21 protein-coding genes are annotated in these 22,406 nt (G+C 63.7%); 5 read left to right on the top strand and 16 right to left on the bottom strand.

Features of this window, described 5'->3' with window-relative positions; all coding sequences use genetic code 11:
* The coding region (locus CQ12_RS28430; protein ID WP_198164278.1) for a hypothetical protein at window positions 1–200 on the bottom strand (200 nt) is incomplete at its 3' end.
* 257 nt (window positions 201–457) lie between these two features.
* On the opposite strand from CQ12_RS28430, the gene CQ12_RS28425 reads away from it, so the two are divergent.
* Window positions 458–712, top strand: coding sequence for a hypothetical protein (locus CQ12_RS28425; RefSeq protein WP_057838604.1), 255 nt, complete (start codon window positions 458–460; stop codon window positions 710–712).
* A 60-nt stretch (window positions 713–772) separates the two neighbouring features.
* On the top strand, window positions 773–1,069 hold the full coding sequence (locus CQ12_RS28420) for a hypothetical protein (protein ID WP_057838603.1): 297 nt from the start codon (window positions 773–775) through the stop codon (window positions 1,067–1,069).
* Between the two features lie 116 nt (window positions 1,070–1,185).
* On the opposite strand, the gene mdlC is transcribed toward CQ12_RS28420, so the two are convergent.
* Complete coding sequence (mdlC, locus tag CQ12_RS28415) at window positions 1,186–2,808, bottom strand: benzoylformate decarboxylase (protein ID WP_057838602.1); 1,623 nt, start codon at window positions 2,806–2,808, stop codon at window positions 1,186–1,188.
* Between the two features lie 139 nt (window positions 2,809–2,947).
* Window positions 2,948–4,507 carry an amidase family protein gene (locus CQ12_RS28410; protein ID WP_057838601.1) on the bottom strand — a complete coding sequence of 520 codons (1,560 nt, stop codon included), beginning with the start codon at window positions 4,505–4,507 and terminating at the stop codon, window positions 2,948–2,950.
* Window positions 4,508–4,738: 231 nt separating this feature from the next.
* On the opposite strand from CQ12_RS28410, the gene CQ12_RS45285 reads away from it, so the two are divergent.
* A complete protein-coding gene (locus tag CQ12_RS45285) occupies window positions 4,739–5,056 on the top strand; it encodes an Arc family DNA-binding protein (RefSeq protein ID WP_198164277.1) in 318 nt (105 codons plus the stop codon).
* Between the two features lie 153 nt (window positions 5,057–5,209).
* Here the strand turns inward: CQ12_RS45285 and CQ12_RS28405 are convergent, their stop codons facing one another.
* The 13 genes from CQ12_RS28405 to CQ12_RS28345 form a co-directional block, all read right to left on the bottom strand.
* Entirely contained in the window at window positions 5,210–6,172 is a 963-nt protein-coding gene (locus CQ12_RS28405) for a dihydrodipicolinate synthase family protein (protein WP_057838600.1), read from the bottom strand.
* Between the two features lie 273 nt (window positions 6,173–6,445).
* The gene (locus CQ12_RS28400) at window positions 6,446–7,873 is read right to left on the bottom strand and encodes a gamma-aminobutyraldehyde dehydrogenase (RefSeq protein WP_057838599.1); all 1,428 of its coding nucleotides are present in this window, start codon (window positions 7,871–7,873) and stop codon (window positions 6,446–6,448) included.
* A 9-nt stretch (window positions 7,874–7,882) separates the two neighbouring features.
* Window positions 7,883–8,683 (bottom strand): ABC transporter permease, encoded by an 801-nt coding sequence (locus CQ12_RS28395; protein ID WP_057838598.1) that lies wholly within the window; start codon window positions 8,681–8,683, stop codon window positions 7,883–7,885.
* A gap of 36 nt (window positions 8,684–8,719) precedes the next feature.
* The gene (locus tag CQ12_RS28390; RefSeq protein WP_057838597.1) at window positions 8,720–9,658 is read right to left on the bottom strand and encodes an ABC transporter permease; all 939 of its coding nucleotides are present in this window, start codon (window positions 9,656–9,658) and stop codon (window positions 8,720–8,722) included.
* Window positions 9,655–10,701 (bottom strand): ABC transporter ATP-binding protein, encoded by a 1,047-nt coding sequence (locus CQ12_RS28385; RefSeq protein WP_057838596.1) that lies wholly within the window; start codon window positions 10,699–10,701, stop codon window positions 9,655–9,657. The genes CQ12_RS28390 and CQ12_RS28385 overlap by 4 nt, the downstream gene beginning before the upstream one ends.
* Before the next feature lie 28 nt (window positions 10,702–10,729).
* Window positions 10,730–11,884, bottom strand: coding sequence for an ABC transporter substrate-binding protein (locus CQ12_RS28380; RefSeq protein ID WP_057838595.1), 1,155 nt, complete (start codon window positions 11,882–11,884; stop codon window positions 10,730–10,732).
* Between the two features lie 166 nt (window positions 11,885–12,050).
* Window positions 12,051–12,962, bottom strand: coding sequence for a LysR family transcriptional regulator (locus CQ12_RS28375; protein ID WP_057838594.1), 912 nt, complete (start codon window positions 12,960–12,962; stop codon window positions 12,051–12,053).
* 148 nt (window positions 12,963–13,110) lie between these two features.
* Complete coding sequence (locus CQ12_RS28370) at window positions 13,111–14,847, bottom strand: flavin-containing monooxygenase (protein ID WP_057838593.1); 1,737 nt, start codon at window positions 14,845–14,847, stop codon at window positions 13,111–13,113.
* A gap of 138 nt (window positions 14,848–14,985) precedes the next feature.
* Window positions 14,986–15,876: an MBL fold metallo-hydrolase gene (locus CQ12_RS28365; protein WP_057838592.1), complete on the bottom strand. Its 891-nt coding sequence runs from the start codon at window positions 15,874–15,876 to the stop codon at window positions 14,986–14,988.
* A 182-nt stretch (window positions 15,877–16,058) separates the two neighbouring features.
* Window positions 16,059–16,913, bottom strand: a complete 855-nt coding sequence (locus CQ12_RS28360) for an Npun_R2479 family HD domain-containing metalloprotein (protein WP_057838591.1) — start codon at window positions 16,911–16,913, stop codon at window positions 16,059–16,061.
* Between the two features lie 494 nt (window positions 16,914–17,407).
* Window positions 17,408–18,271: an HTD2 family dehydratase gene (locus tag CQ12_RS28355; protein WP_057838590.1), complete on the bottom strand. Its 864-nt coding sequence runs from the start codon at window positions 18,269–18,271 to the stop codon at window positions 17,408–17,410.
* Entirely contained in the window at window positions 18,268–19,395 is a 1,128-nt protein-coding gene (locus tag CQ12_RS28350; protein WP_057838589.1) for a CaiB/BaiF CoA transferase family protein, read from the bottom strand. The genes CQ12_RS28355 and CQ12_RS28350 overlap by 4 nt, the downstream gene beginning before the upstream one ends.
* Before the next feature lie 9 nt (window positions 19,396–19,404).
* Complete coding sequence (locus tag CQ12_RS28345; RefSeq protein WP_057838588.1) at window positions 19,405–20,571, bottom strand: acyl-CoA dehydrogenase family protein; 1,167 nt, start codon at window positions 20,569–20,571, stop codon at window positions 19,405–19,407.
* Between the two features lie 127 nt (window positions 20,572–20,698).
* Here CQ12_RS28345 and CQ12_RS28340 point away from each other — a divergent pair, with 127 nt between their 5' ends.
* Together CQ12_RS28340 and CQ12_RS28335 are read left to right on the top strand one after the other, a co-directional pair.
* On the top strand, window positions 20,699–21,622 hold the full coding sequence (locus tag CQ12_RS28340) for a LysR family transcriptional regulator (RefSeq protein WP_057838587.1): 924 nt from the start codon (window positions 20,699–20,701) through the stop codon (window positions 21,620–21,622).
* Window positions 21,623–22,000: 378 nt separating this feature from the next.
* Window positions 22,001–22,243, top strand: coding sequence for a hypothetical protein (locus tag CQ12_RS28335; RefSeq protein ID WP_157088548.1), 243 nt, complete (start codon window positions 22,001–22,003; stop codon window positions 22,241–22,243).
* The last annotated feature ends 163 nt before the right edge of the window (window positions 22,244–22,406 follow it).

Genomic DNA, 22,406 nt, shown 5'->3' with positions numbered 1-22,406 from the left:
CCGCCATATGCGCCCGGGCCGCCGTAATAGGCATAAGGACCGGCGCCAGCGTAGTAAGGGCCGCCGCCGGCATAATACGCAGCGGTCGCTCCGGCGGCGACAGCACCGGCTGCGACAGCGCCGGCGCCCATCGCCGTCGCGCGGCCAGCCCGCCGCGCCGACCGGCGCGTGGTGATGGCCGGGATCGATGGGTCAACCATCTGTGCCTGTGCGCGCTCGATGGACAGCGAAACGCCCCTTTGTTCACTCCAGTCGAATGAGAACATGCCCGCGCATGCGCATGCGCATACGGAGACGGCGAGGGCAGCTCTTCCGAGACTTGCCTGTTTCATGGCATTCACTCCACGGTTGCCCCATACCGAATTCTCGTGCGAACGTAGAGGGCCGTCAAGTAAACGCCGCGTGTGGAACTCGCGGGGCGCGCGAACTGTCGGGCGTTTGAATCAAATGAGGCGTCATGAGCTGGCGTGCCCTGCTATTCGGAAAAGCTGCACCGGCGCCGGATGCTCCGCACGCGCTGCTCGCCGATATCGAAAAGCAGGGCAGGCGATATCTTGACGACGCCGATACCGGTAAATGGATCTATCCGGCGTGCAAGCGGAAATCCTCGGATGCCGGCGCCGACAGGCAGACGGTCTGCGATCATACGCGGCTGGAAGCCGTGCGCTATCTCCTGATGGTGCCGCGAGGTGAATTCAAGCTGTTCGCCTAGGCGGATTCGCAAGGTGCGATACTGGATGCCTATCTTCGCCAGCGGCCGCATGAAGACACCGTGATCGAATTCTCCGGCAATACCATGAATGACCTCGCGATATCAGTGGTCGCCGGATTCAACTGGCTCAATCATTGCGCCAGCCTCGCCGGCGCCGACCGCCGGCAGTTTTCCGGCATGCTCAATCACTTTCGTAAGGTCGCGACATCGGCGCAGAAGTGGTGGAAAATGGACGGCGCAAAGGAACGCCACGCGCAAATGCTGCAGGCGGGGCAGGAGCCGCCGCTGTTTCTGAATCTGGTCTGGGCCGACTATGGCCGGCTTGCAGGCGAAGTCGCTGCGGTGCGTCGCGCTTAGGAAGAGACGAGCTTCTGCTTGTAGCCCGGATGAGCGAAGCGATATCCGGGGAAGCCCATCCGCGGATGAAGTTGTCCCGGATATCGCTGCGCTCATCCGGGCTACGGTTCTTCGACTCACCCTTTCTGCGCGTAGAGCAGCGGCACGGCCGAATCCACCAGCACCTCGATCAGGCTGACGCCGTCATGGGCGAGCCCGGTCTTCAGCGCGCCCGCGAGCTCGGATGATTTCGTCACGCGCACGGCGTGGCAGCCCATGCCTTCGGCGAGCTTGACGAAATCGATGCCGGGCAGTTCGAGACCGGGCACATTGCGTACCTGCATCACCTGGCTGAACGAGCGCATCGCGCCGTAACCGGCATTGTTGATGACGACGACCGTCAGCGGCAGATTGCGGCGCGCGGCGGTCCACAGCGCCTGGATCGAATACATCGCCGAGCCGTCGCCGATCAGGCAGACGGTGCGCACGCCCGGCCGCCCCAGCGCGATGCCGACCGCGGCGGGCAGGCTGTAGCCGAGGCCGCCGCTCGCCATGGTGTAAAAACTGTCCTGGCCGCGCATCGGCATGAACTTTTGCATCGCCGGGCGATGCGAGGGCGCTTCCTCCACCAGCACGGCGTTGTCGGGCATGGCTTGCGACAGCGAGTGCAGCAGGAATTCGACGGGGAGTGGATCGGCATTTGATGGCGCTGGCGGCAGCACGCGGCCCGCAGCAGTCGCGCGCTTCGTCTCGGGCAAGAGGTCGAGCAGCATCGCAAGCGCCGGCTTCATGGTGGCGATGATGCTGGCGCCCGAGGGCGTGACGGCGGCGGCATCCGGATCGTCGGTGATCTGGTAGATCGTGGTGGCGCCGTCGAAGATCGCGGCATGGCCCTCGACATGGAAGGTGAAGACCGGCGCGCCGATCACGACCACGAGGTCATGATCGCGCAGCGTGTCCGATAGCTGTCCGGGCGAAGCGTGCAGGAAGCCGGCGAATTGCGGGTGCCGTTCCGGAAACGAGCAGCGCGCCGAGAACGGGCTGACCCACACGGCGGCCTTCGTCTTCTCCGCCACCTTCACCATCAGATCGACGGCTTCGGCGCGGTCGACGGCGGGACCGACGACCAGGGCGGGGCGCTTGCTGGCGATGAGCGCCTCGGCCAGCGCCTTCATGCTTTCCGGCTCGGGGCCGAGCTCGCGGCTGACGTGGCGGGCCTCGACCGGCTGCGTGGGACGGGTCCAGTCATCGATCGGGATCGAGACGAAGGCCGGCCCGCAGGGCGGCTGCATTGCGACGTAATAGGCGCGCGCGATCGCAGCCGGAACGTCTTCGGCGCGCGCCGGCTCGACGCTGTATTTGACGTAGGGCCGCGGGAATTCGGAAGCGCGCTCGGCATAGAGGAAGGCCTGCAGCGGCAGGATCGAGCGTGCCTGTTGCCCTGCGGTGATGACCAGCGGCGTCTGATTGCGGTGGGCGGTGTAGATATTGCCGAGCGCATTGCCGACGCCGGCGCCGGAATGCAGATTGACGAAGCCGGCGTTGCGGGTCGCCTGCGCATAGCCATCGGCCATGCCGACGCAGGAGGCTTCCTGCAGGCCGAGCACGTAATCGATGTCGTCGGGCCAGTCGCTGAGGAAGGGCAGTTCGGTGGAGCCGGGATTGCCGAACACGCGCTTGATGCCGAACGCGCGCAGCAGGCCGAAGGTGGCGTCCTTGACGGTCAGGGAAGCGGCTTTGGCTGGTTTTCGGGACGACATCGGGCGGCGGCTCCCATCTGGATTTTCTTGTGTTCCGCCATGGCCCTGGAACGTAGGCGGAAGCGATCCACCTCTCGATGGATTGCTTCCCGAAGTCAAGCCGGCGGGCCGTGCGAGGACGCCGCCGCCGCGAACCCGCTCAGGCCATCTTCTCCCACAGCTGGGGTACCAGCGTTCCCGCGCGCTTCTCGATCGCCGCTGCGGCATCCAGTGCGAGGTCCTCGCGATAGCGCCCCGCAATGAGCTGCACACCGATCGGCTGGCCCTCATGCAGCGTTACGGGCACGACGGCGCCGGGCAGACCGAGCACATTGATCGCGGAAATGAAACGCAGGTCGTTCCAGAACAGTTCGCGCGTGCGCTCCGGGCTGATGGCATCCTCGCGCGGGCCGGGCGTCGGCTTCACCGTCGTCGGGGCGAGGACCACAGGAAAATCCTCAAGGAACAACTGCCAGGCCCGGATATGGGTGTTGCGCGCCGCCGTGGCGCGCATCCAGCCCAACAGATCGAGCGTGTTCGCCTTCGACTTGATGCCGCTCCAGGCGGCATGGAAATCGGGCGACGTCACTTTCAGCATCCCGGCTTCCTGCAGCATCGCGGTTTCGTTGGCGATGATGTCGCACCAGGTCTGCCAGACACCGTTGATATCGGGAACTTCGATTTCGCTGACGCGATAGCCCGAACGTTCCAGATGGTCCGCGGCCTGCCGGAGCGCAGCGCGCACCGAGGGCGCAACGTCCATGTCGTCAGGCAGCTTCGCGAGCGCGACCTTGATCGGGCCTTTCGGCTTCGGCCCGACCAGAGGTGCTGCGACCCACCAGGGATCCCGCGGATCGCGCTGGCTCATGACCTCGAGCGCCGTCCTGACGTCGCCGACGCTCCGCGCCAGCGGCCCTTGCGCGGACATCAGATGAGCGAGCATCGGTCGCTCCGCCGCCGCGCTCTCGTTATAGGCGGGGACGCGGCCCTGCGTCGGCTTGATCGTGGCGACGCCGTTGCAGTGCGCCGGCCAGCGCAACGAACCGCCGATGTCGTTGCCGTGCGCGATCGTGCCGATGCCGGCTGCCACCGCGGCGCCGGCGCCACCGGACGAGCCGCCGCAGGTGATATCGGGATCCCACGGGTTCAGCGTAAGCCCGTGCAGCGGGTTGTCCGTAAAGCCGCGGAACGAGAATTCGGGCGTATTGGTCAGGCCGATGACGATCGCGCCGGCCTTCTTGAGGTTGCGCACCACCGGCGCATCGGAGGGGGCGATAATATTCATCTGCGCGGCCACACCGTTGGGGTTGGGCCGCCCCTCATAGTCGACGTTTTCCTTGATCGTGATCGGCACGCCGTGGAGCGCGCCGAGCTCAGCCCGTCTTGTTCGGGCATTGTCCGCAGCCTTTGCCGCTTTCAGCGCCTGCTCCGACAGATCGACGACAACCGCGTTGAGCTTCGGATTGATGTCGCGCATTCGCGCGATATGAGCCTCGACAACCTCCATCGAGGAAATCGCGCCTGAGCCGATGGCGGCTGCCGTCTGCAACGCCGACCATTGCCAGACTGGTCCCTTGGGCGGGCGCGCCTTGGCGGACTTTCGTGACGCTGGCTTCTTCTGTGCTCCTGCGCCTGCGCGGCTGGCGGGCTTTTTCGTCGATTTCTTCTGTGCTGCTTTTGCCGAGCCGCTCTTCCGCTTGGTCACGGTTTTCTTTGCCATTTCTCGCCCCATTTCTACACCGGGAACGTTAAAGACGCCGGGGCCGCGTGTCGAGACGGGCGGAGAATTTTGTGGGGTCCGGAGGCTGGATTAGCCCGTGGGCCAAGGAGGCAGGTCGAATGCAGCGCGCCTGATCTTAGTCAACGTCCTCAATCACGCCTGAATTGTCGGATTGCTTCGCAAGCTTCATCGAGGCGCAATTCCTTGTGGCTTCGCCTGGGAGAGACGAGCGTGGCCAGGAAAAAAGCGACCTTACCAGAACCGGTTACGCCTGCGGCACCCCGGACAAAGAAGGCAACAGCAACTGGCAGGACATCGGATCAACTTCAGCTCCGTCTGCCAGAGGGGATACGAGAAAAACTCGCCGAAGCGGCGATGGCAAACGGGCGCTCGCTCAGCGACGAGATCATTCATCGGCTCACGCAGTCGCTGGAGCGCGACGAGATGCAGAAGCTATCCGACCGCCTCAAGGCACAGGGCGACCGCCTTGCGAAGTTCGAGGGAGAAATAGCCGCCATGGTCGAGCAACTCAGGCTGCGCGACGACTAAAGCGGGATGACGTTTCTTCGAATCGTCATCCCGCTTTATCTTTTTGTTTGAGCATGATCTTTTCGGAAAACCGCTACACACTTTTCCGGATCATGCTCTAGCATCCGTGCCGCGGCCGCGTAATCGAGCCTTGCAATTATCTTTCAGCCCTGATTATGCAGCGTTGCGCCCCTGCTCGGTTCGGGTGTCGAGCAGCTCTGCCTCGATAAGCGCGTCGCGGATCCGCGCAATCTCCGCGTCCGATATCTTGACCAGCGGCGGACGCACCACCGCGCGCGGTAGTTTGCCGAGCAGCACCAGCGCTTCCTTCATCCGATTGTGCATATCGACGAAGGGATCGGCGTAGAAGGCGCGCGCCGTCGGATAGATCCGGTCATTCAGCCGGCGGGCTTCGGCGAGATCGTTGGCCTTCACGGCGCGATAGAGTCGGGCCTGGAGGTCGGCGATGACGCTGCCGCTGCCGGAAAGCAGGCCATTGCAGCCGAGCACCAGCGAACTCAACAGCCAAGCGCTGTTGGTGGACAGTACGTTGATGGGACGCGCGCGGCGCTGCAGGGCGCGAATCTGGCTCTCGTGCTGCGCTACCTGTGGCGTCCAGTCCTTGATGGCGCGGATGGTCGGCACTTCATCGAACAGCCGCTCCAGCGTCGCCGCCGGATAGCCCTGGCCGGTGGCCAAGGGATATTGAAACACGATCAGCGGCAGATCGGTGGCGTCGCTGATGGTCTTGAAATGGGCGAGCGCCATCTCGGCCGACTGGCCGAGTGCAAAGGGAGCCGGCGGAAACACCAGCAGCGCCGAAGCGCCGCCGGCCTGAGCCTCCCGCGCGATCCGCGCCGCCTCCAGGCTGCCGTCCGCCCAGACGCCGTGAATGATCGGCAATTGGCTGCCGACTTCCTCGCTCGTGATTTCCATGACGCGGCGCTGCTCGTCCCGTGTACACGAGGCGACCTCGGTCGAGTGCGCGTTGACCGTGATGGCAGACAGGCCCTGCACCGCAGCGACATCGCGCAAGTGCGCCCGGAAGCTCGGCTCGTCGATCGAGAAATCGTTGTGGAACGGCAGCAGAACCGCCGGGATCACGCCTTGAGGCACGAAATCAGGATGGCGGCTCATGTCTCGTCTCCTCCAGCGTTATTCCTGTTCGCAACGACCGTTGTAGTATCTGCGTGCCAGGGGACGCCAAGGCAGGAAAGGCCCAGAGCCTCCAGCGCCGCGCCTTGCGCAATGGCCAAGACTAGCACGTTGCGACCCGGTAGCCAGTCGCAATCGGGCTTGAACGATGATCAGGCAAGGCCGCTCAGGGACCCTAAGCTGAACTCGCGGCCCGGCCGCCTGTTCTTTTGGACGGCTTGCGGGCGAAATACGATTTTCAAAGGCGAGATCACGCTATCCGTTCTTCACCATCACATGGCGCACTACGGTGTAGTCCTCCAATGCGTAGGCACTGAGATCCTTGCCGTAGCCGGACTGCTTCAGCCCGCCATGCGGCATCTCGCTGACCAGCATGAAATGGCAGTTCACCCAGGTGCAGCCATATTGCAGGCGGGAAGCGGTGGCGAGGCCCTTCGACACATCCTTGGTCCACACCGATGACGCCAGTCCATAGTCGCTGTCATTAGCCCAGTTCACGGCGTCCTCCACATCGGAGAAGCGCGTCACCGAGACCACGGGGCCGAACACCTCGCGCCGGACGATCTCGTCGGACTGCAACGCGCCTGCCACTACCGTCGGCTCGTAGAAGAAGCCCTTGCCGGCGGAGACCTTGCCACCCGCGGCGATCTCGACGTGGTTCAGTTCGTTAGCCCGCTCGACAAAGGAGGCGACGCGAGCGCGCTGCCGGGCTGAGATCAGCGGGCCGATATCGTTCTCGCCGTCGTCCGGCTGATTGAACTTGAGACCTGAAGCGGCCGAAGCAAGGTCCGCCACCAGCCTCTCGTAGACCTTGTCGCCGGCATAGATGCGGCAGGCGGCGGTGCAGTCCTGGCCGGCATTGTAGTAACCGAATATCTTTACACCCTCGACCACCTCGGCGATGTCGGCATCGTCGAACACGATCACCGGCGCCTTGCCGCCGAGTTCCAGATGGGTGCGCTTCACCGTCTTGGCGGCGGCGGTCAGCACCTTCTTGCCGGTGGCGATGTCGCCGGTGAGGGAGATCATCGCGACCTTGGGGTGGTTGATCAGCGTGCTGCCGACACTTTCGCCCCTTCCGACAACGACGTTCACCACACCCTCCGGGAAGATGTCGGCGATCAACTGCGCCAGCTTCAGCATGGTCAGGGGCGTCTGCTCGGACGGCTTGATGACGACGGTATTGCCACCGGCCAGCGCCGGGGCGAGCTTCCACGCCGCCATCATCAGCGGATAATTCCACGGTGCGATGGAAGCAACGACACCGACCGGATCGCGGCGGATCATCGAGGTGTGGCCGGCCATGTATTCGCCCGCCACCATGCCATGCTGGGTGCGCACCGCGCCGGCGAAGAAGCGGAAGCAGTCGACGATGCCGGGGATCTCGTCGCGCAGCACGGCGTGGCGCGGCTTGCCGCAGTTCAGCGCTTCCAGCGTGGCGAAGCTCTCCGCCTCCTGCTCGATTCGATCAGCAAGCTTGAGCAAGAGGTAGGAGCGTTCCATCGGCGTGGTGCGCGACCAGGTCTTGAATGCCGTCTCGGCAGCGTTTACCGCGGCGTCGATCTGGTCGGGCGAGGCCTCCGGGAGTTCAAGCAGCGTTTCCTCGGTTTTCGGGTTCAGCACCGTCTCAGGCATCTCGGTGCCGGTCTCGAATTTCGAGCCGATGAGCATCTGTGTATCCATGAAGGCCTCCTATTTTCCGCTGCCGGCCACCGCCTCGCCCTCGCGCGTCAGGTAATAGGCGGCAAGGATGGGCAGGAAGGTCACGGCGATGACGAGCACGGCGACGACGTTGGTGACGGGGCGCTGCCGCGGGCGAATGAGCTCCGACAGCATCCAGATCGGCAGTGTGGATTGCTGGCCGGCGGTGAAGGTGGTGACGATTACCTCGTCGAACGACAACGCGAAGGCGAGCATGCTGCCGGCGAGCAGCGCGGTGCCGACATTTGGCAACACGACGAGCCGGAAGGTCTGGAACGCATCGGCGCCGAGGTCCATCGAGGCCTCGATCAACGAGGGCGAGAGCCGGCGGAGCCGCGCGACGGCGTTGTTGTAGACCACGACGATGCAGAAGGTGGCGTGGCCGAGCACGATGGTCCAGAAGGAGAAGGGGATCTCCATCAGGCCGAACGCTTGCCGCAGCGCGATGCCGGTGACGATGCCGGGCAGCGCGATGGGCAGCACAAACAGCAGCGAGATCGGCTCGCGGCCAAAGAACTTCGCCCGCGCCAGCGCGCCCGCCGCCAGCGTGCCGAGCACCAGGGCGATCAGGGTGGCCAGCGTAGCGACGCGCAGCGACAGGCCGACCGCGGCCCAGATGTCGGCACGCTCCCACACCACGGCGAACCATTTCAGCGTGTAGCCCGGCGGTGGAAAGGCGTAGCTGCGCTCCTCCGTTGTGAAGGCATAGAGCAGGATAAACAGCAGCGGGATGTGCAAGAAGGCGAACCCTGCGAGCGCGGCGAGTTTGAGGGAGAGCGGCGCACGGGTCATGGGGCGCCCCTTGGGTTTCCGGAGTGCCTGAACGTTTCACAGCGCATCGAATGCTCCCGTCTTCTTCGCAAGCGTCAGGAACAGCGCCATCACCAGGATCGGCACCAGCGAGAAAGCCGCCGCCAGCGGGATGTTCCCGGCCGTGCCTTGCAGCGTGTAAACCGCCTGACCCAGCACCAGCGCGGAGGTGCCGATGATCTGCGGCACGATGTAGTCACCGAGCGTAAGCGAGAAGGTGAAGATCGCGCCCGCCACCACGCCAGGCAATGCCAGCGGCAAGATGATGGTGCGGAACGTCCGGCCGGGACTGGCGCCGAGATCGCCCGCTGCCTCGATCAGGCTGTTGGGCACCCGCTCCAGCGCCGCGTGCATCGGCAGGATCATGAAGGGCAACCAGAGATAGGTGAACACCAGGACCATGCCGGTATAGCTGACCGAGAGCGAAGGCCCGCCGACAAGCGGGAGCGCCAGCCACGCCTCCAGCGCCGGCCCGAGACCAAGGCGCCCGGCGATCCAGCCGATGGCGCCTTCCTTCGCCAGCAGCAGCTTCCAGCCATAGATCTTGACCAGATAGCTCGACCACAGCGGCATCATCACCGCGAGGTAGAACGCCGCCTTGGCGCGAGGCCCGGCATAGCGCGCGGCGTAGTAGGCCATCGGAAAGCCGATGATGGCGCAGAGCAGTGTAACGGCGGCAGCGATGCTGACGGTGCGGATCAGTATGTCGAAATTGGCCGGGTGGAAGAGTTCTGCCAGCGTCGCGAGCGTCGGCTTGCGCACAATGGTTCCGGCGAACTCGTCGATGGAGAAAATCGACTGGCCGAGGAAGACAAACAGGCTGCCGAGATAGACCATGCCGAGCCAGAGCAGCGGAGGCATGAGGAGGATCAGGACCAGCAGGTTATGCCGGCGGACCAGCAGGTCCGAAAGGTGGCGCAGGGTGCCCTCGTGAGGCGCGGCGACGAGAGCCCTCATTCTTCGCTCTCCATCGGCTGAAGGGCGTCAGACCGCACGGCCAATCTCACCGGCCCGCCGCGCTCGATCGCTCCGGCTTGTCCTGCCGGCACGGCCGCGACCAGCACGAGGCCCCCGGGCGTGCGGGCGGTGATGCGACGCACCGGCCCCTGGTATGAGACGTCGACGATGGCGGCGTCGAGCACGACCGCGCCTGTCGGAGCCGAGGCACCCGCTGACATCAGGGCGATCTTCTCCGGCCGCAAGCTCGACGGACGGGCCGGGGCACCAAGCGCTTGCGCCTCTGCAGCGCTCAGCACGTTGGCCGAGCCTACGAAGCCCGCAACGAAACGGGTGCGCGGGCGCTCATAGACCTCTTCCGGCGGGCCGACCTGCACGATGCGCCCTTCGTTGAACACTGCGACGCGGTCGGCCATCGACAGGGCTTCGCCCTGATCGTGGGTGACGAAGACGAAGCTGAGGCCAAGCGTGCGTTGCAGGCCCTTCAGCTCGAGCTGCATCTCTTCGCGCAGCTTGAGGTCCAGCGCGCCCAACGGCTCGTCGAGCAGCAGCACCTTGGGACGCACGATGAGGGCGCGGGCGAGTGCGACGCGCTGGCGCTGTCCGCCGGAGAGCTGTGCCGGGCGGCGGCTCTCCATGCCGGTGAGCTTCACCATGGCCAGGGCCTCGCGCGCCTGCTTGTCACGCTCGGCACGGCCGACGCCACGGACGCGCAAGCCGTAGGCGACGTTGTCACCGACCGAAAGATGCGGGAACAGCGCGTAGTCCTGGAACACGGTGTTCACCGCGCGCCGATAGGGCGGCAGGCCCTCGACCTTTTCGCCGAAAATTTCGATATGGCCGGCGTCCGGCTGCTCGAAGCCGGCGATGAGGCGCAGGCACGTCGTCTTGCCGGAGCCGGAGGGGCCGAGCATGGCGAAGAACTCTCCCGGCAGGATGGAGAGGTCGACGCCATCCACCGCCTTCACCGCTCCGAAGTGCCGCACCACGCCCGCGAAGCGGACGGCAGCGATTGCCAGGGCGGGGTCGATGTTGGCGTGCATCGGATCGTGGGCTCGCGCTTGCGCGAGCCTACCTCCCTCCGAGCACCGCTATGTAGTCCGACACCCAGCGATAATAGGGCACGCACCCCGCGCTTTGCGTCGCACATTTGGCGACCGGGGTGCGCCAGAAATGGATCTTCTCGAAATTCCCGGCGCCGTTGGTCTTGCAGCCGTCGTCCGTCAGGAGCGCGTTTCCTTTGCACGCCGCAAGAACCGACGGCACTGAGCCGAACCACGCCGCCAGGTCGCCCTGCACCTTCGGGTCGATCGAATGCTCCATCCACATGTACGCGCAGTTCGGATGCTTTGCGTCGACATGCAACATGGTGGTGTCGGCCCAGCCCGTGGCGCCCTCCTTGGGAACGGTCGAGGAAACCGGCTTCTTCTGGCTGTTCAGCAGATTGACCTGGAACGGCCACGAGGAGGAGGCGACCACGCCTTCATTGGTGAAGTCGTCGATCTGCACCATGGGATCGTGCCAATAGCGCTGCACAATCTTGCGCTGGCCGCGCAGCAGTTCGAGCGCCGCCTTGTACTGGACCTCGGTCAGCTCGTAGGGGTCCTTGATGCCGAGCTCGGGTTTGTGCGTCATCAGATACAGCGCGGCGTCGGCGATGTAGATCGGGCCGTCGAAGGCCTGCACGCGGCCCTTGTTCGACTTGCCGTCCGGCAGCGTCGTTTCCTGGAACACGACGGCCCAGCTGTTCGGCGCTTCCTTGAACACGTCGCTGCGGTACATCAGCACGTTGGAGCCCCACTGATAGGGCACGCCATAGTGCTCGCCGTTCACCGTGTGCCAGGGCGCTTTCTGAAGGCGCGGATCGATGCTGTTCCAGCTCTTGATCAGCTTGGTGTTGATGGGCGCGACCTTTTTGCCGGCGATGAGGCGCAGCGAGGCGTCGCCAGAAGCGGTGACGAGATCGAAGCCGCCCTCGTTCATCAACGCGACCATCTCGTCCGAAGTGCCGGCGGTCTTCACATTGACCTTGCAGCCGGTCTTCTTCTCGAAATCCGTGACCCAGTCAAAGTCCTTCTTTGTGTCGCCGCGCTCGATATAGCCCGGCCATGCGACGATATCGACCGAGCCTTCGCCTTTATCGATGGAGGTCTTCTCGGCGGCGAACGCCGGCTGGAAGCTGAGCGAGCCGCAAGCGACGAGCGCCAGCAGATGTTGGACGCGCATGACAGTTCCCTCCGTTCTGCAGGGCGGGTTGCAGCCCTTTGACGCGAAGTCTGACGCTACGGCGACAATCGCGCCACACCAAAGATGAGAAGCGAGGAATCGGAAAAACCGATGAGTGGAAGACAGGCAGGTCCATTGGCCTCCGTCATTGCGGGGGCAGGGGGCTTCACCGCGTCCGCCCGCCATGTCGTGTCGCGGCGATCGAGAGGAAGCCGGCGGCGGCAGGCGAGAGCGGTGAGCCGCGCCGCCAGGCTGTCACGACCTCGATCGCTGGCAGTTCTTCCACCAGCGCGCGGGCCTCGATCTTGTCGCCTTCCAGGGACCACGGGCGGTAGGTGAGGTCCGGCAGCACGGCGACGCCGCACCCGGTCGCGACGAGGCCGCGTACCGCCTCAACGGAGCGGGTGCGGAAGGCGACCGGCGGGCGGATGCCGAGCCGGCGCCAGATGATTTCCGAGGCTTCGGCGATCTCGTCGACGGTCAGCAGCACATGGGGTTCGCCGGCAAGGTCGCGCAGGCTGACGCGCTCATCCGCACTCGCCGGATGGCCAAGCGGCAGCCAGACCCGATAGGGCGAGACCTCGATCGGCTCGGTGTGCAGCGCCGAAGGGCGGCGGCCGGGCGGCAGCACAATGACGGCGACATCGAGTTCGCCTCCAACCAGCAGATGCTCCAGATAATCCGCCGCGTCCTCGACCGCCTCGATCGCGACATTCGGGAAGGCGCGGCGGAAGCGGGCGAGCAGGTCGGAATAGACATAGCTGGCCACCAGCGGCGTGACGCCGACCGAGAGCGGTGCTGACAGCGTCATCGCCTCGCCATCTCCCAGGGCACGGCGGGCATCGGCGACATCGGCGAGGATTTTCCGCGCGTGGCGCAGGAAATACTGGCCCTTCAGCGTGAGATCGGCGCCGCGGGCGTGACGGTCGAGCAGCCGGAAGCCGAGATCGAGCTCCAGCTCGCGCAGCGCTTCCGTGACGGTCGATTGCGAGATGCAGAGGATATGTGACGCCGAGGATACCGAGCCGTTTTCCGCGACCGCAACGAAATACTGGAGCTGGCGCAGCGAGAAGGCCATCGGCGAAACCGGGAGGTGTCGGATGGGCCGATGATACGGCATGAGGACGTCAGACGGAACGCCGATGTGGAACCAGCCGATTGCCAGTATGTCGCAAGGGGGCAACGGTTCATGTCCGTTTCCTTCAGCGTTGTTCCTGGCCGATGGCTCAAACGACGGGTACGCGCTTCGCAGCCACAGCGGCCGGTGAAATCACCTCGATATCGAGCGGCACCTGCCAGCGCGCGGTGAAGTGCACCTGCGGGGGCGTATTGCCCAGGCGCGTACCCTTCAGCACAAAGCCTTCATAGGCGTTGTTCATCACCTCATTGCACTTCTGCACATAGATCGGAAAGCCGCCGATATAGGGCATGAACACGCGCGGACGCCCGGCAATGTTGGTGCCGACATACCAGGAGCTGCAGGTCGAACGCAGGGAAACCGTCGAGACGTCGTTGACATGCGTCACCCAGGCATCCTCGTCGGCCTGCAGCGGTTCGATGCTGCGGGCGCCGACGTCGCGCATGTGGCTGAGGCAATCGGCTAGCCAGTCGACATGCTGCTCGATCGCCTGGATCATGCTGGCCAGCACCGACGGGCTGCCGGGACCGGTGATCATGAAAAGATTCGGAAAGCCTGCCGAGGCGAGGCCGAGATAGGCACGGGGGCCGGCGCGCCACTTCTCGGCGAGCGTGCGGCCGCCGCGGCCGGTTATTGCAATCTTGTCGAATGAGCCGGTCATGGCGGCAAAGCCGGTCGCGGAAACAATCGCGTCGACCTCGTACGCAGTGCCATCCACCACGATGCCGTCGCGGGTGAAGCGCTCGATCGGCGTCCTCGACACATCGACCAGCTTCACATGCGGCAAGTTGTAGGTTGCGAAGTAATCGGTATCGACGCAGAGCCGCTTGCAGCCGAACACATTCTGCGGGCACAGCAACTCCGCGGTCGCGGGATCCCTGACGATGCTGCGGATCTTCTGTCGCGCGAATTCGGCGATGGTGTCGTTGGCCGACTTTTCGAACAGCAGGTCGCCGTAGGCGCCGAGAAAGGGAAGCCCGCCGCGCTGCCACGCCGCTTCATATTGTTGCTGCCGCTCCTCTGCGTTCGCCTCCAGCGCAGGCTGGAGGTTGAACGGGAAATAGAAGCCGGTCGGTCGAGCGCGTGCCTTTGCGCGCAATTCCGGATAATGCGCCTTGGCTTCCTTCAAATATTCTGCCGACAGCGCCTCGTTCCACGCCGGCACCGACCAGGTCGCGGTGCGCTGGAACACGGTGAGTTCTGATGCCTGTCGCGCGATGATCGGGATCGACTGGATTGCGGACGAGCCGGTGCCGATGACGCCGACGCGCAAGTCCGTGAAGTCGACGCCCTCGTGTGGCCATTCGCCGGTGTGATAGATCGGTCCGCGGAAATCCTCCATGCCGTCGAAGGCGGGACGGTTCGGCGCCGACAGGCAGCCGACCGCCATGATGAAGAATTTGGCCGTGACCCGGTCGCCGCGATCGGTCTCGATCAGCCAGCTATCGGTATCCTCGTTGAATGTTGCCGCCGTGACGCGGGTATCGAACACGATCTGGCTGCGCAGGTCGAAGCGGTCGGCGACGTGGTTGGCGTAAGCGAGGATTTCCGGCTGCGGCGAATACTTCTCCGACCAGTTCCACTCCTGGTCCAGCTCCTCCGAGAACGAGAAGGAATACTGCAGGCTCTCGACATCGCAGCGGGCGCCGGGATAGCGGTTCCAGTACCACGTCCCGCCAACGCCGCCGCCGGCTTCATAGACCCGTGCCGTGAATCCGAGCTCTCGCAACCGATGCAGCATGTACAGTCCGGCAAAGCCCGCGCCGACCACGACGGCGTCGAAAACCTCGATTTCGGAAGGATGCGCTGCACTCGCCTGAGCCATGGACGTTCGGTTCCCTCTGCATATTTCTTGGTCGCGTTTCCGCTCGCAAGATTAGGGCGGCTGTACGGAGGTCGGCAAGCGAGACAGTCGCCGCGTCACGAATGGCACCTATGCTGAGCGAGTGTTCAGCGCCCGGGCTTATCGCAGTCCGTGTCCAAACACCGGCGCGTAGCCCCTGCCATTCGCGTGAATATGCGCGCAACGCGAGCCACGAAAATGCGCCGGCACCACGAGCCGGCCGCTGTCGGCAGCCTCCGCAAGGATCTTCTTGCGTGTCTCGGCTGCCAGCTTCTGATCGACACAGGTCGATGTCGACAGGTCAGGCTGAAAAACCTGCAACGGGTGGTGCACGGCATCCCCACAGAAGATCGCGCGATCCCGGGCATAGTTCACGACGAGCCCCATCTGGCCGCTGGTATGGCCCGGCAGCGGCGCGAGCTGCAGGCCTGGACCGAGTTCATGGCCGTCGTCGACCAGATCGGCCTTGCCCGCTTCGACGATCGGAATGACGCTCTGCTCAAGGGCCCGGGCATGAATCGGCAACGCGCGACCGGTATCGTGTTGCGTCATCCAGTCGGCAAGCTCGCGGCGACCGAACAGATAGCGCGCGTTGGGAAAGGTCGGCTCCCAGTGGCCATTGTCTTGCCGCGTATTCCAGCCGACGTGATCGACATGCAGGTGGGTGCAGAGCACCAGATCGACTTCGGCGGGATCGACGCCGCTTTGCCGCAAGCGATCGAGAAAACCACTCCCGCGCCGCTGATGCCAGGCCGGGATTTCGGGAATGTCCTTGTGATCGCCGATGCAACTGTCGATCAGCAGGGTTTTTCCGCCTGCTCGAAAGACGAAGCTCTGAATGGCAAACCTGGCCAGATCTCTGGCACGATCGAGAAAGTCGGGCTCCAGTGTGCCGCGATGTCTCTCAAGCAATTCCGGATCGGCTCCGGGCAGGAACTCCGAAAGTGGAAGTCCAAAATCGTCATCATCGACGATGATGTCGACGGTCGCGTCACCGATCGCAAAACGCATGAAAGCTCCTGTGCTGGAGTCCCACGGCAATTTCGCTTCCGTGCCTTGCCCGCGACAGCGGACATGGTGTGCCCCAAAAGGTAAAACCGAGTCGATTTAAGTCAATGGCGAGTCCGTCAAGTCCAGGACTCTACCGGCGACCATCGCGACTTGGGTGCCTCGGGCGCACCTGGTCAACGTCGTCAAATATGCTGGGCCCCGAGCGCTCCGCGATGCTCCTCCGAAAACACGTGGGCGTAAAGATTGGCGATCCACTGCTTACCTTCCTGCGTGACCCGCAGATACCTAAGTGCATCGCCGATATAGGGACGGACAGCCTTCCAAAAGAACGACGGATAGGCTGCCCGTAGATCGTCAGAACTTTGATAGCCGAGTTTCTCACTAACGCCTGTTTCGCGAAATTCTGCGAACAATGCCGAAGTCTTGCGCAGATAGTTGATGTCGGCCAATTGTCCGATCAAATCCGCCGCTCTAAGCAAGCCGGGATAGTCTGCCGTACTGGCGTGCTGTTCGTGATCAGGTACCGGAAATCTCGTGTGCTCGATATTGGCTTGGATTTCGAGCGTATCGATGTGTGTCAAGCTCGCTTTCCCAAAGCGCTCACTGACAAAGAGTTTCGACCGCGTGACATGATAGGGAGTCATCGATGCATCGGTTGCCCCTGGGGGGATATGCACTAGGTCACCTTTTTCGTTGCAGACATATTTCCCCTCCTGATCGCCTCGGCATACCCCCCGTACATAGCCAATGTCGTGACAAAGAAGCGAAATAACAAAGTGGAGCCAATCGCGCGGCGTAACGCCGCCCTCCTTGGTATGCTTCCCGCGCAAAATCTCCTGGCCCACAAGTGTCACCATTATGGTGTGGTTCATATCGTGGTAGCCCGCATCGCTGTCGGCGATGTTCTCTAAAGCGAGGCGCCCCACGAAAGCAATGATATCCGGATAGGCCGGCTCTAGGACGCCATAGCTTTGAACGTACGCCTTTCGAAGCTCCTCGATAAATGCCTGGATGACAATTTGGGTGGGATTGAACATGGTCGCCTCCCCGAATTGGTTGATGCTATTCCAGTTCGAGCCTACCGTCACGAGACCGCATCTCGTTGCACTTTCCACGTCTTTGCCGACTGTGGCCGGAGACGGTGATCAGCACGTTACCGTTCCAAGCGTATGAGTCGCTGCTGCCAAACTGCGGCGTCGCTCCAAGGCCGGGTATCACTAGATTGAAGCGATAAAGGATGCCCGCAATTGACGCGCGTTCGTTCGCGATTTTGCGCCGAAGCAGTGCTTGTGGGCAATGGAAAGTCTTACCGCATCGGCTCGAAAACGTCAGCTTTGCTCCCAAACAGACTTGGCTGTGATGTCCGTGGATGTCGGCTTCCGGGGGAGGAGCCAAAGCGGGTAGGGTGCCGCTCGACTTCCGGTGATGACCCGAACAAGTGGACATTGGCCGAAAGCGCGTATTGGAAATTTTGCCCTGGGCCAACCCGCATTTAGTATTCGGATGCGCCAAATCGGACGCCCTGTCGATCCTACCAGGTCGCCGTACCCTTCATCGTCGGCTGACCCTCGGCGTTCGCGATCCACAATTCCATGCCGGCGCTGGTCTCGTTGGCGTTGATCGAGAACTCGCTGCCTTCGAACAGCGGCTGCACGCCGCGGTAGCTGAATTTCTTCGGCGCCGAGTCGCCGTGAAGTTTTGCCGCGAATTCGACGATCAGCGCGGCCTGCAGCGGGCCGTGGAAGATCAGGCCGGGATAGCCCTCGACCTTGGTGACGTAGTCGCGGTCGTAATGGATGCGGTGGCCGTTGAAGGTCAGCGCCGAATAGCGGAACAGCAGCACGGGATCGCTGACATGGCTTTCGCGATGTTTTGCCACCGGCGGCGGCGGAGGGGCCTTTGGCGGTGAAGCAGGCGCTGCGCCGCCGATGTCACGATAGACAATGTCCTGACGCTCGCGGATCGCGACGCCCCGCGGCGTCGTGATCTCGTGTTCGACGGAGACGAAGCACAGCGTGCCGGTCGAGCCGGTCTTCACCGTGACGTCTGCGATCCGCGAGGTCCGCGTCGATTCATCGCCGACGCGCAAGGGTGCGAGGAATTCGATCTCGCCGCCCGCCCACATCCGGCGCGGCAGCGGCACCGGCGGCAGGAAGCCGCCGCGGGTGGGATGCCCATCGGGGCCGAGCATCGACATCGGAAACACCGGCTGCGCCAGGCACCAATGCGTGGTCCACGGCGCGGCGTCGCCGGTCGCGGGCTCGCCGATCTCCTGGAATAGCGTCGCGCGCAGGCCTTTCACGAGCTGGGCGGTGACGATGTCGGTCGCTTCCGTGCTGCGGCCGATCCATTGGCGCAGATGGTCGAGGTCCAGTTTTGCGGCGGCTTCAGTCATGACTTCAGGCTTTTGATGCGGGCTTTGGGAAGTTCAACGTGGTCGCCGATGGCGGGCACCGCGCCGTAGTGCCTGTCTTCACCGACGAAGATCGCGGCGGGCGCGGCATAGCTGACCTTGCCGTTCGGCGTATCGACCTCGATGCGGCGCAGATGCGGGTGCACGGCGAGATCGGCCATGGTGTTCACTTCCGCAAACGCGATATCGGCCTCGTCGAGGCGCTTCAGGAGTTCGACGCGATTCATCGAGGCGAAACTATCCGCCACCGTCTTGTCGGTGAGTTGGCGATTGCGCACGCGCTCGACCATGTTGGCAAAACGCGGATCGTTCAGCAGGTCGGGCTGATCCAGCACCTCGGCGCAGAGCTTCTTCCACTCGCGCTCGCTCTGGATCGAGATCAGAATGCCCTTGCCGTCCTTCGAGTTGAACACGCCATAGGGCGCGATCGAGGGATGGGCCAGCGCCATTCGCTTCGGCGGATTGCCGGCTTCCGAATTGATCAGCGGCACCGCCATCCAGTCGGCCATCACGTCGAACATCGAGATGCGGATGTCGGCGCCCTTGCCGGTGCGGCCCCGCGCGATCAGGGCTTCGAGGATCGACGCATGCGCGGTGGCGCCGGTCGCGATATCGACGACGGAGATGCCGACGCGCGACGGGCCTTCCGGCCCGCCGGTGATCGAGGCAAGGCCGCTCTCGGCCTGGATCAGCAGATCATAGGCCTTGCGCTCGGCATAGGGGCCGCTGTCGCCATAGCCCGAGATGGTGCAGCAGATCAGCGCCGGATAATCTTTTCGCAGGCGCTCCAGCGAGAAGCCGAGTTTGTCCATCGAGCCCGGCTTGAGGTTCTGTAGCAGCACGTCGGCGCTCGCGATCAGCTCTTCGAGCGCGGCGCGGCCTTCCTTGGTGGCGAGGTCGATCACCTGCGAGTTTTTGCCGCGGTTGAGCCAGACGAAATAGCTGCTCTGGCCCTTCGCCGCCGCATCATAGCCGCGGGCGAAGTCGCCCTCGGGGCGCTCGACCTTGACGACATGCGCGCCGGCATCCGCCAGCCGCGAGCTGCAGAAAGGCGCGGCGACGGCCTGTTCGACGGAGACGACGATCAATCCTTCCAATGGCAGCATCTGGCGTTCTCAATAGGAGCGGGGCAGGCCGAGCACGTGCTCGGCGACGTAGGACAGGATCAGATTGGTCGAAATCGGCGCGACTTGATACAGCCGCGTTTCGCGGAACTTGCGTTCGACGTCGTATTCTTCCGCAAAGCCGAAGCCGCCATGGGTCTGCACGCAGGCGTTCGCCGCTTCCCACGAAGCATCCGCCGCCAGCATCTTGGCCATGTTGGCCTCCGCGCCGCAATCGAGGCCGGCTTCGTATTTGCGGGTGGCTTCCTTCACCATCAGTTCGGCCGCGCGCATCTGGGCGTAGGCTTTTGCGATTGGAAACTGGATGCCCTGGTTCTGACCGATCGGGCGGCCGAACACCGCGCGCTCCTTGGCGTAGGCGGTGGCCTTGGCGATGAACCATTTGGCGTCGCCGATGCATTCGGCGGCAATGAGAATGCGCTCGGCGTTCATGCCTGACAGGATGTAGCGAAAGCCCTTGCCTTCGTCGCCGATCAGGTTCTCGGCAGGAACGCGCATGTCCGTGAAGAACACTTCGGTCGTGGCGTGGTTCATCATGGTTCTGATAGGGCGGATCTCGAGGCCCTTGCCCTTCACCTCGCGCATGTCGACGATGAACACCGACAGGCCATCGGTGCGCTTCTTCGCCTGTTCCTTCGGCGTGGTGCGCGCGAGCAGGATCATCAGGTCGGAATGCTCGGCGCGGCTGGTCCAGATCTTCTGGCCGTTGACGACGTAGTGGTCGCCGTCGCGCTTGGCGACGGTCTTCAGCGAGGAGGTGTCGGTGCCGCTGGTCGGCTCGGTGACGCCGAACGCCTGCAGCCGCAATTTGCCGCTGGCGATGCCGGGCAGGTACTTTGCCTTCTGGGCGTCGTTGCCGTGCCGCAGCACGGTGCCCATCGTGTACATCTGGGCGTGACAGCCGCCGCCATTGCAGCCCGCGCGCTGGATTTCTTCCAGGATCGCCGCCGCCGCCGACAGCTTCAGCCCGGAGCCGCCATATTCCTCCGGGATCAGGACCGAGAGGTAGCCGGCCTCGGTGAGGGCATCGACGAACGCCTTCGGATACGCCATCTGGCGATCCAGCTTGCGCCAGTATTCGCCGGGGAACTGGGCGCAGAGCTTTGCGACGGCGTCGCGGATGTCGTGGAATTCGTCTTGTTGTTCTTGTGCGGTCATTGGTTTTTTTGGGCGTTGATGGTGGTTGATGTCAATTGCCTAAGGCGCGGGCCGTTGTGAAACGGCGGCAGGGCCCCTATGCTGAATTGTTATAGCGTATGAACCTGCCTTCGAAGATTGGCAAGTAATGGATATCAGGCAGCTCAGGACCTTCAGTTGCGTGGCCGAGCTCGGCAGCCTCAGCAAGGCTTCCGATACGCTTCGCGTGGCGCAGCCGGCGCTGAGCCGGCAGATCAAGCTGCTGGAGCATGAATTGCGCGCCGAGCTGTTCACCCGAAACGGTCGCGGCATGGTGCTGACGGATGCCGGCCGGCTTCTGCTTGCAAGGACGGCCGGCATCGTCCGGCAGATCGACCAGGTGCGCGACGAGATCCAGTCCGCCGGCGGTCCGCCCTCGGGCCGCGTGGTGCTGGGCCTCGTGCCGACCGTGAGCTGCGTGATCTCGGCGCGGCTCGCTCGCCGCACCGTCGACACCTATCCGGGCATCTCGCTCTGCATCGTTGAAAGCTATAGCGGCCATCTGACGGAATGGCTGCACCGCGGCGAGATGGATCTGGCGCTGATCTACGGTCCCTCGAGCGATCTGCATCTTGCCGTGCAAAGCCTCGGCCGCGATCCCATCGTTGCCGTCGGTCCGCGCGGCAGCGGGCTTTCGAAAAAGAAGCAGGTCGACATCGGCTGGCTGCTGAAACAGCGCCTGGTGCTGCCCAGTCATTCGCACGGCCTCCGGGCGCTGATCGAGCAGGCGGCGGCGAAGAAGAAGCTGAAGCTGGACGTCAAGCTGGAAGCGGATTCGTTTCGCGTGCTGACCAGCCTGGTCGAGGAGGGACTGGGATACACGCTGCTGCCGCCGTCCTCGGTGCGCAACGAAGTTGCCGCCGGCCGGCTGGAGGTGGCGGCGATATCAAAACCGTCGCCGATGCGCGAACTGACCCTTGCGTCTCCCATCGATCATCCCGGCTCGACTGCGATTGCGCTCGTGAGCGAGCTTCTCCGCGACGAACTCATCGCCTGCCGCGAAGAGGGCCTCTGGGACATCAGGCTCGCCTGAGCTGACATCGGGCCTTGCGGATGACTTAGAGCAAAACGGCCGCGGGCGGCATTCTCATCTGGCTACAGCTGTCATGCCGCAATTGTATAGGGGCGGGATGGCCTGCTGGAACAACTCAGATTGACGACCGGTTGTCGTCGAAGCGGCCCGTGCATGTGATTGTATGACGTGCCGGCGGAGCAAATCAGTTTGGTACCTCGACCGCTGCAGCACGCTGGATCACTGAGCAGCAGTTGAATTTGGGACACCTTCGTTGTCCGATCTGTGAACTCACACACAATCGAATTCACACAACCGATACCTGTCGCATCGCTGTTGAACTTTCGCGAGGTTCCGGTGACCCACCCAAAGGGGGGCTTCCGGATCACGGAGGTTCTGATGACGAGACATCGAACGATTACCGGGTTCGTGGCTGTCGCCCTGCTCGCGGTCGCCGCAACCGCCGCTACCATGAAGTCGCACCTGCATTGGAACGACGGCACCGTCGTCTCCGCCGGCACGACTGCGAAAGACCCCACGGTCGACGCGAATGAGCTCCCGGCTGCGAGTTTTGACGACCGCTGGTCCGCGATGTCGGCTCCGACAACTGATACGGCCGAGCGCAAGCTCGACGATCGCTAAGCACTGTCTTGGCGAAGCCTGCAATGGCTCTTGGTCGTTGGGGCGACGCGTGCGCGTAACGGGCGCGATTGCGGCTGTGCGCACGACAAGATGATTACGGAGGTACACCCACACCCCATTTTGTGCAGTCATTTCGAAAATCCAGCTTTTCGAAGGAGGCAAC

The organism is Bradyrhizobium jicamae (assembly GCF_001440395.1).
In the GTDB taxonomy this organism is placed as follows: Bacteria; Pseudomonadota; Alphaproteobacteria; order Rhizobiales; family Xanthobacteraceae; genus Bradyrhizobium; species Bradyrhizobium jicamae.
This window is presented reverse-complemented; position numbering and strand designations above follow the sequence as displayed.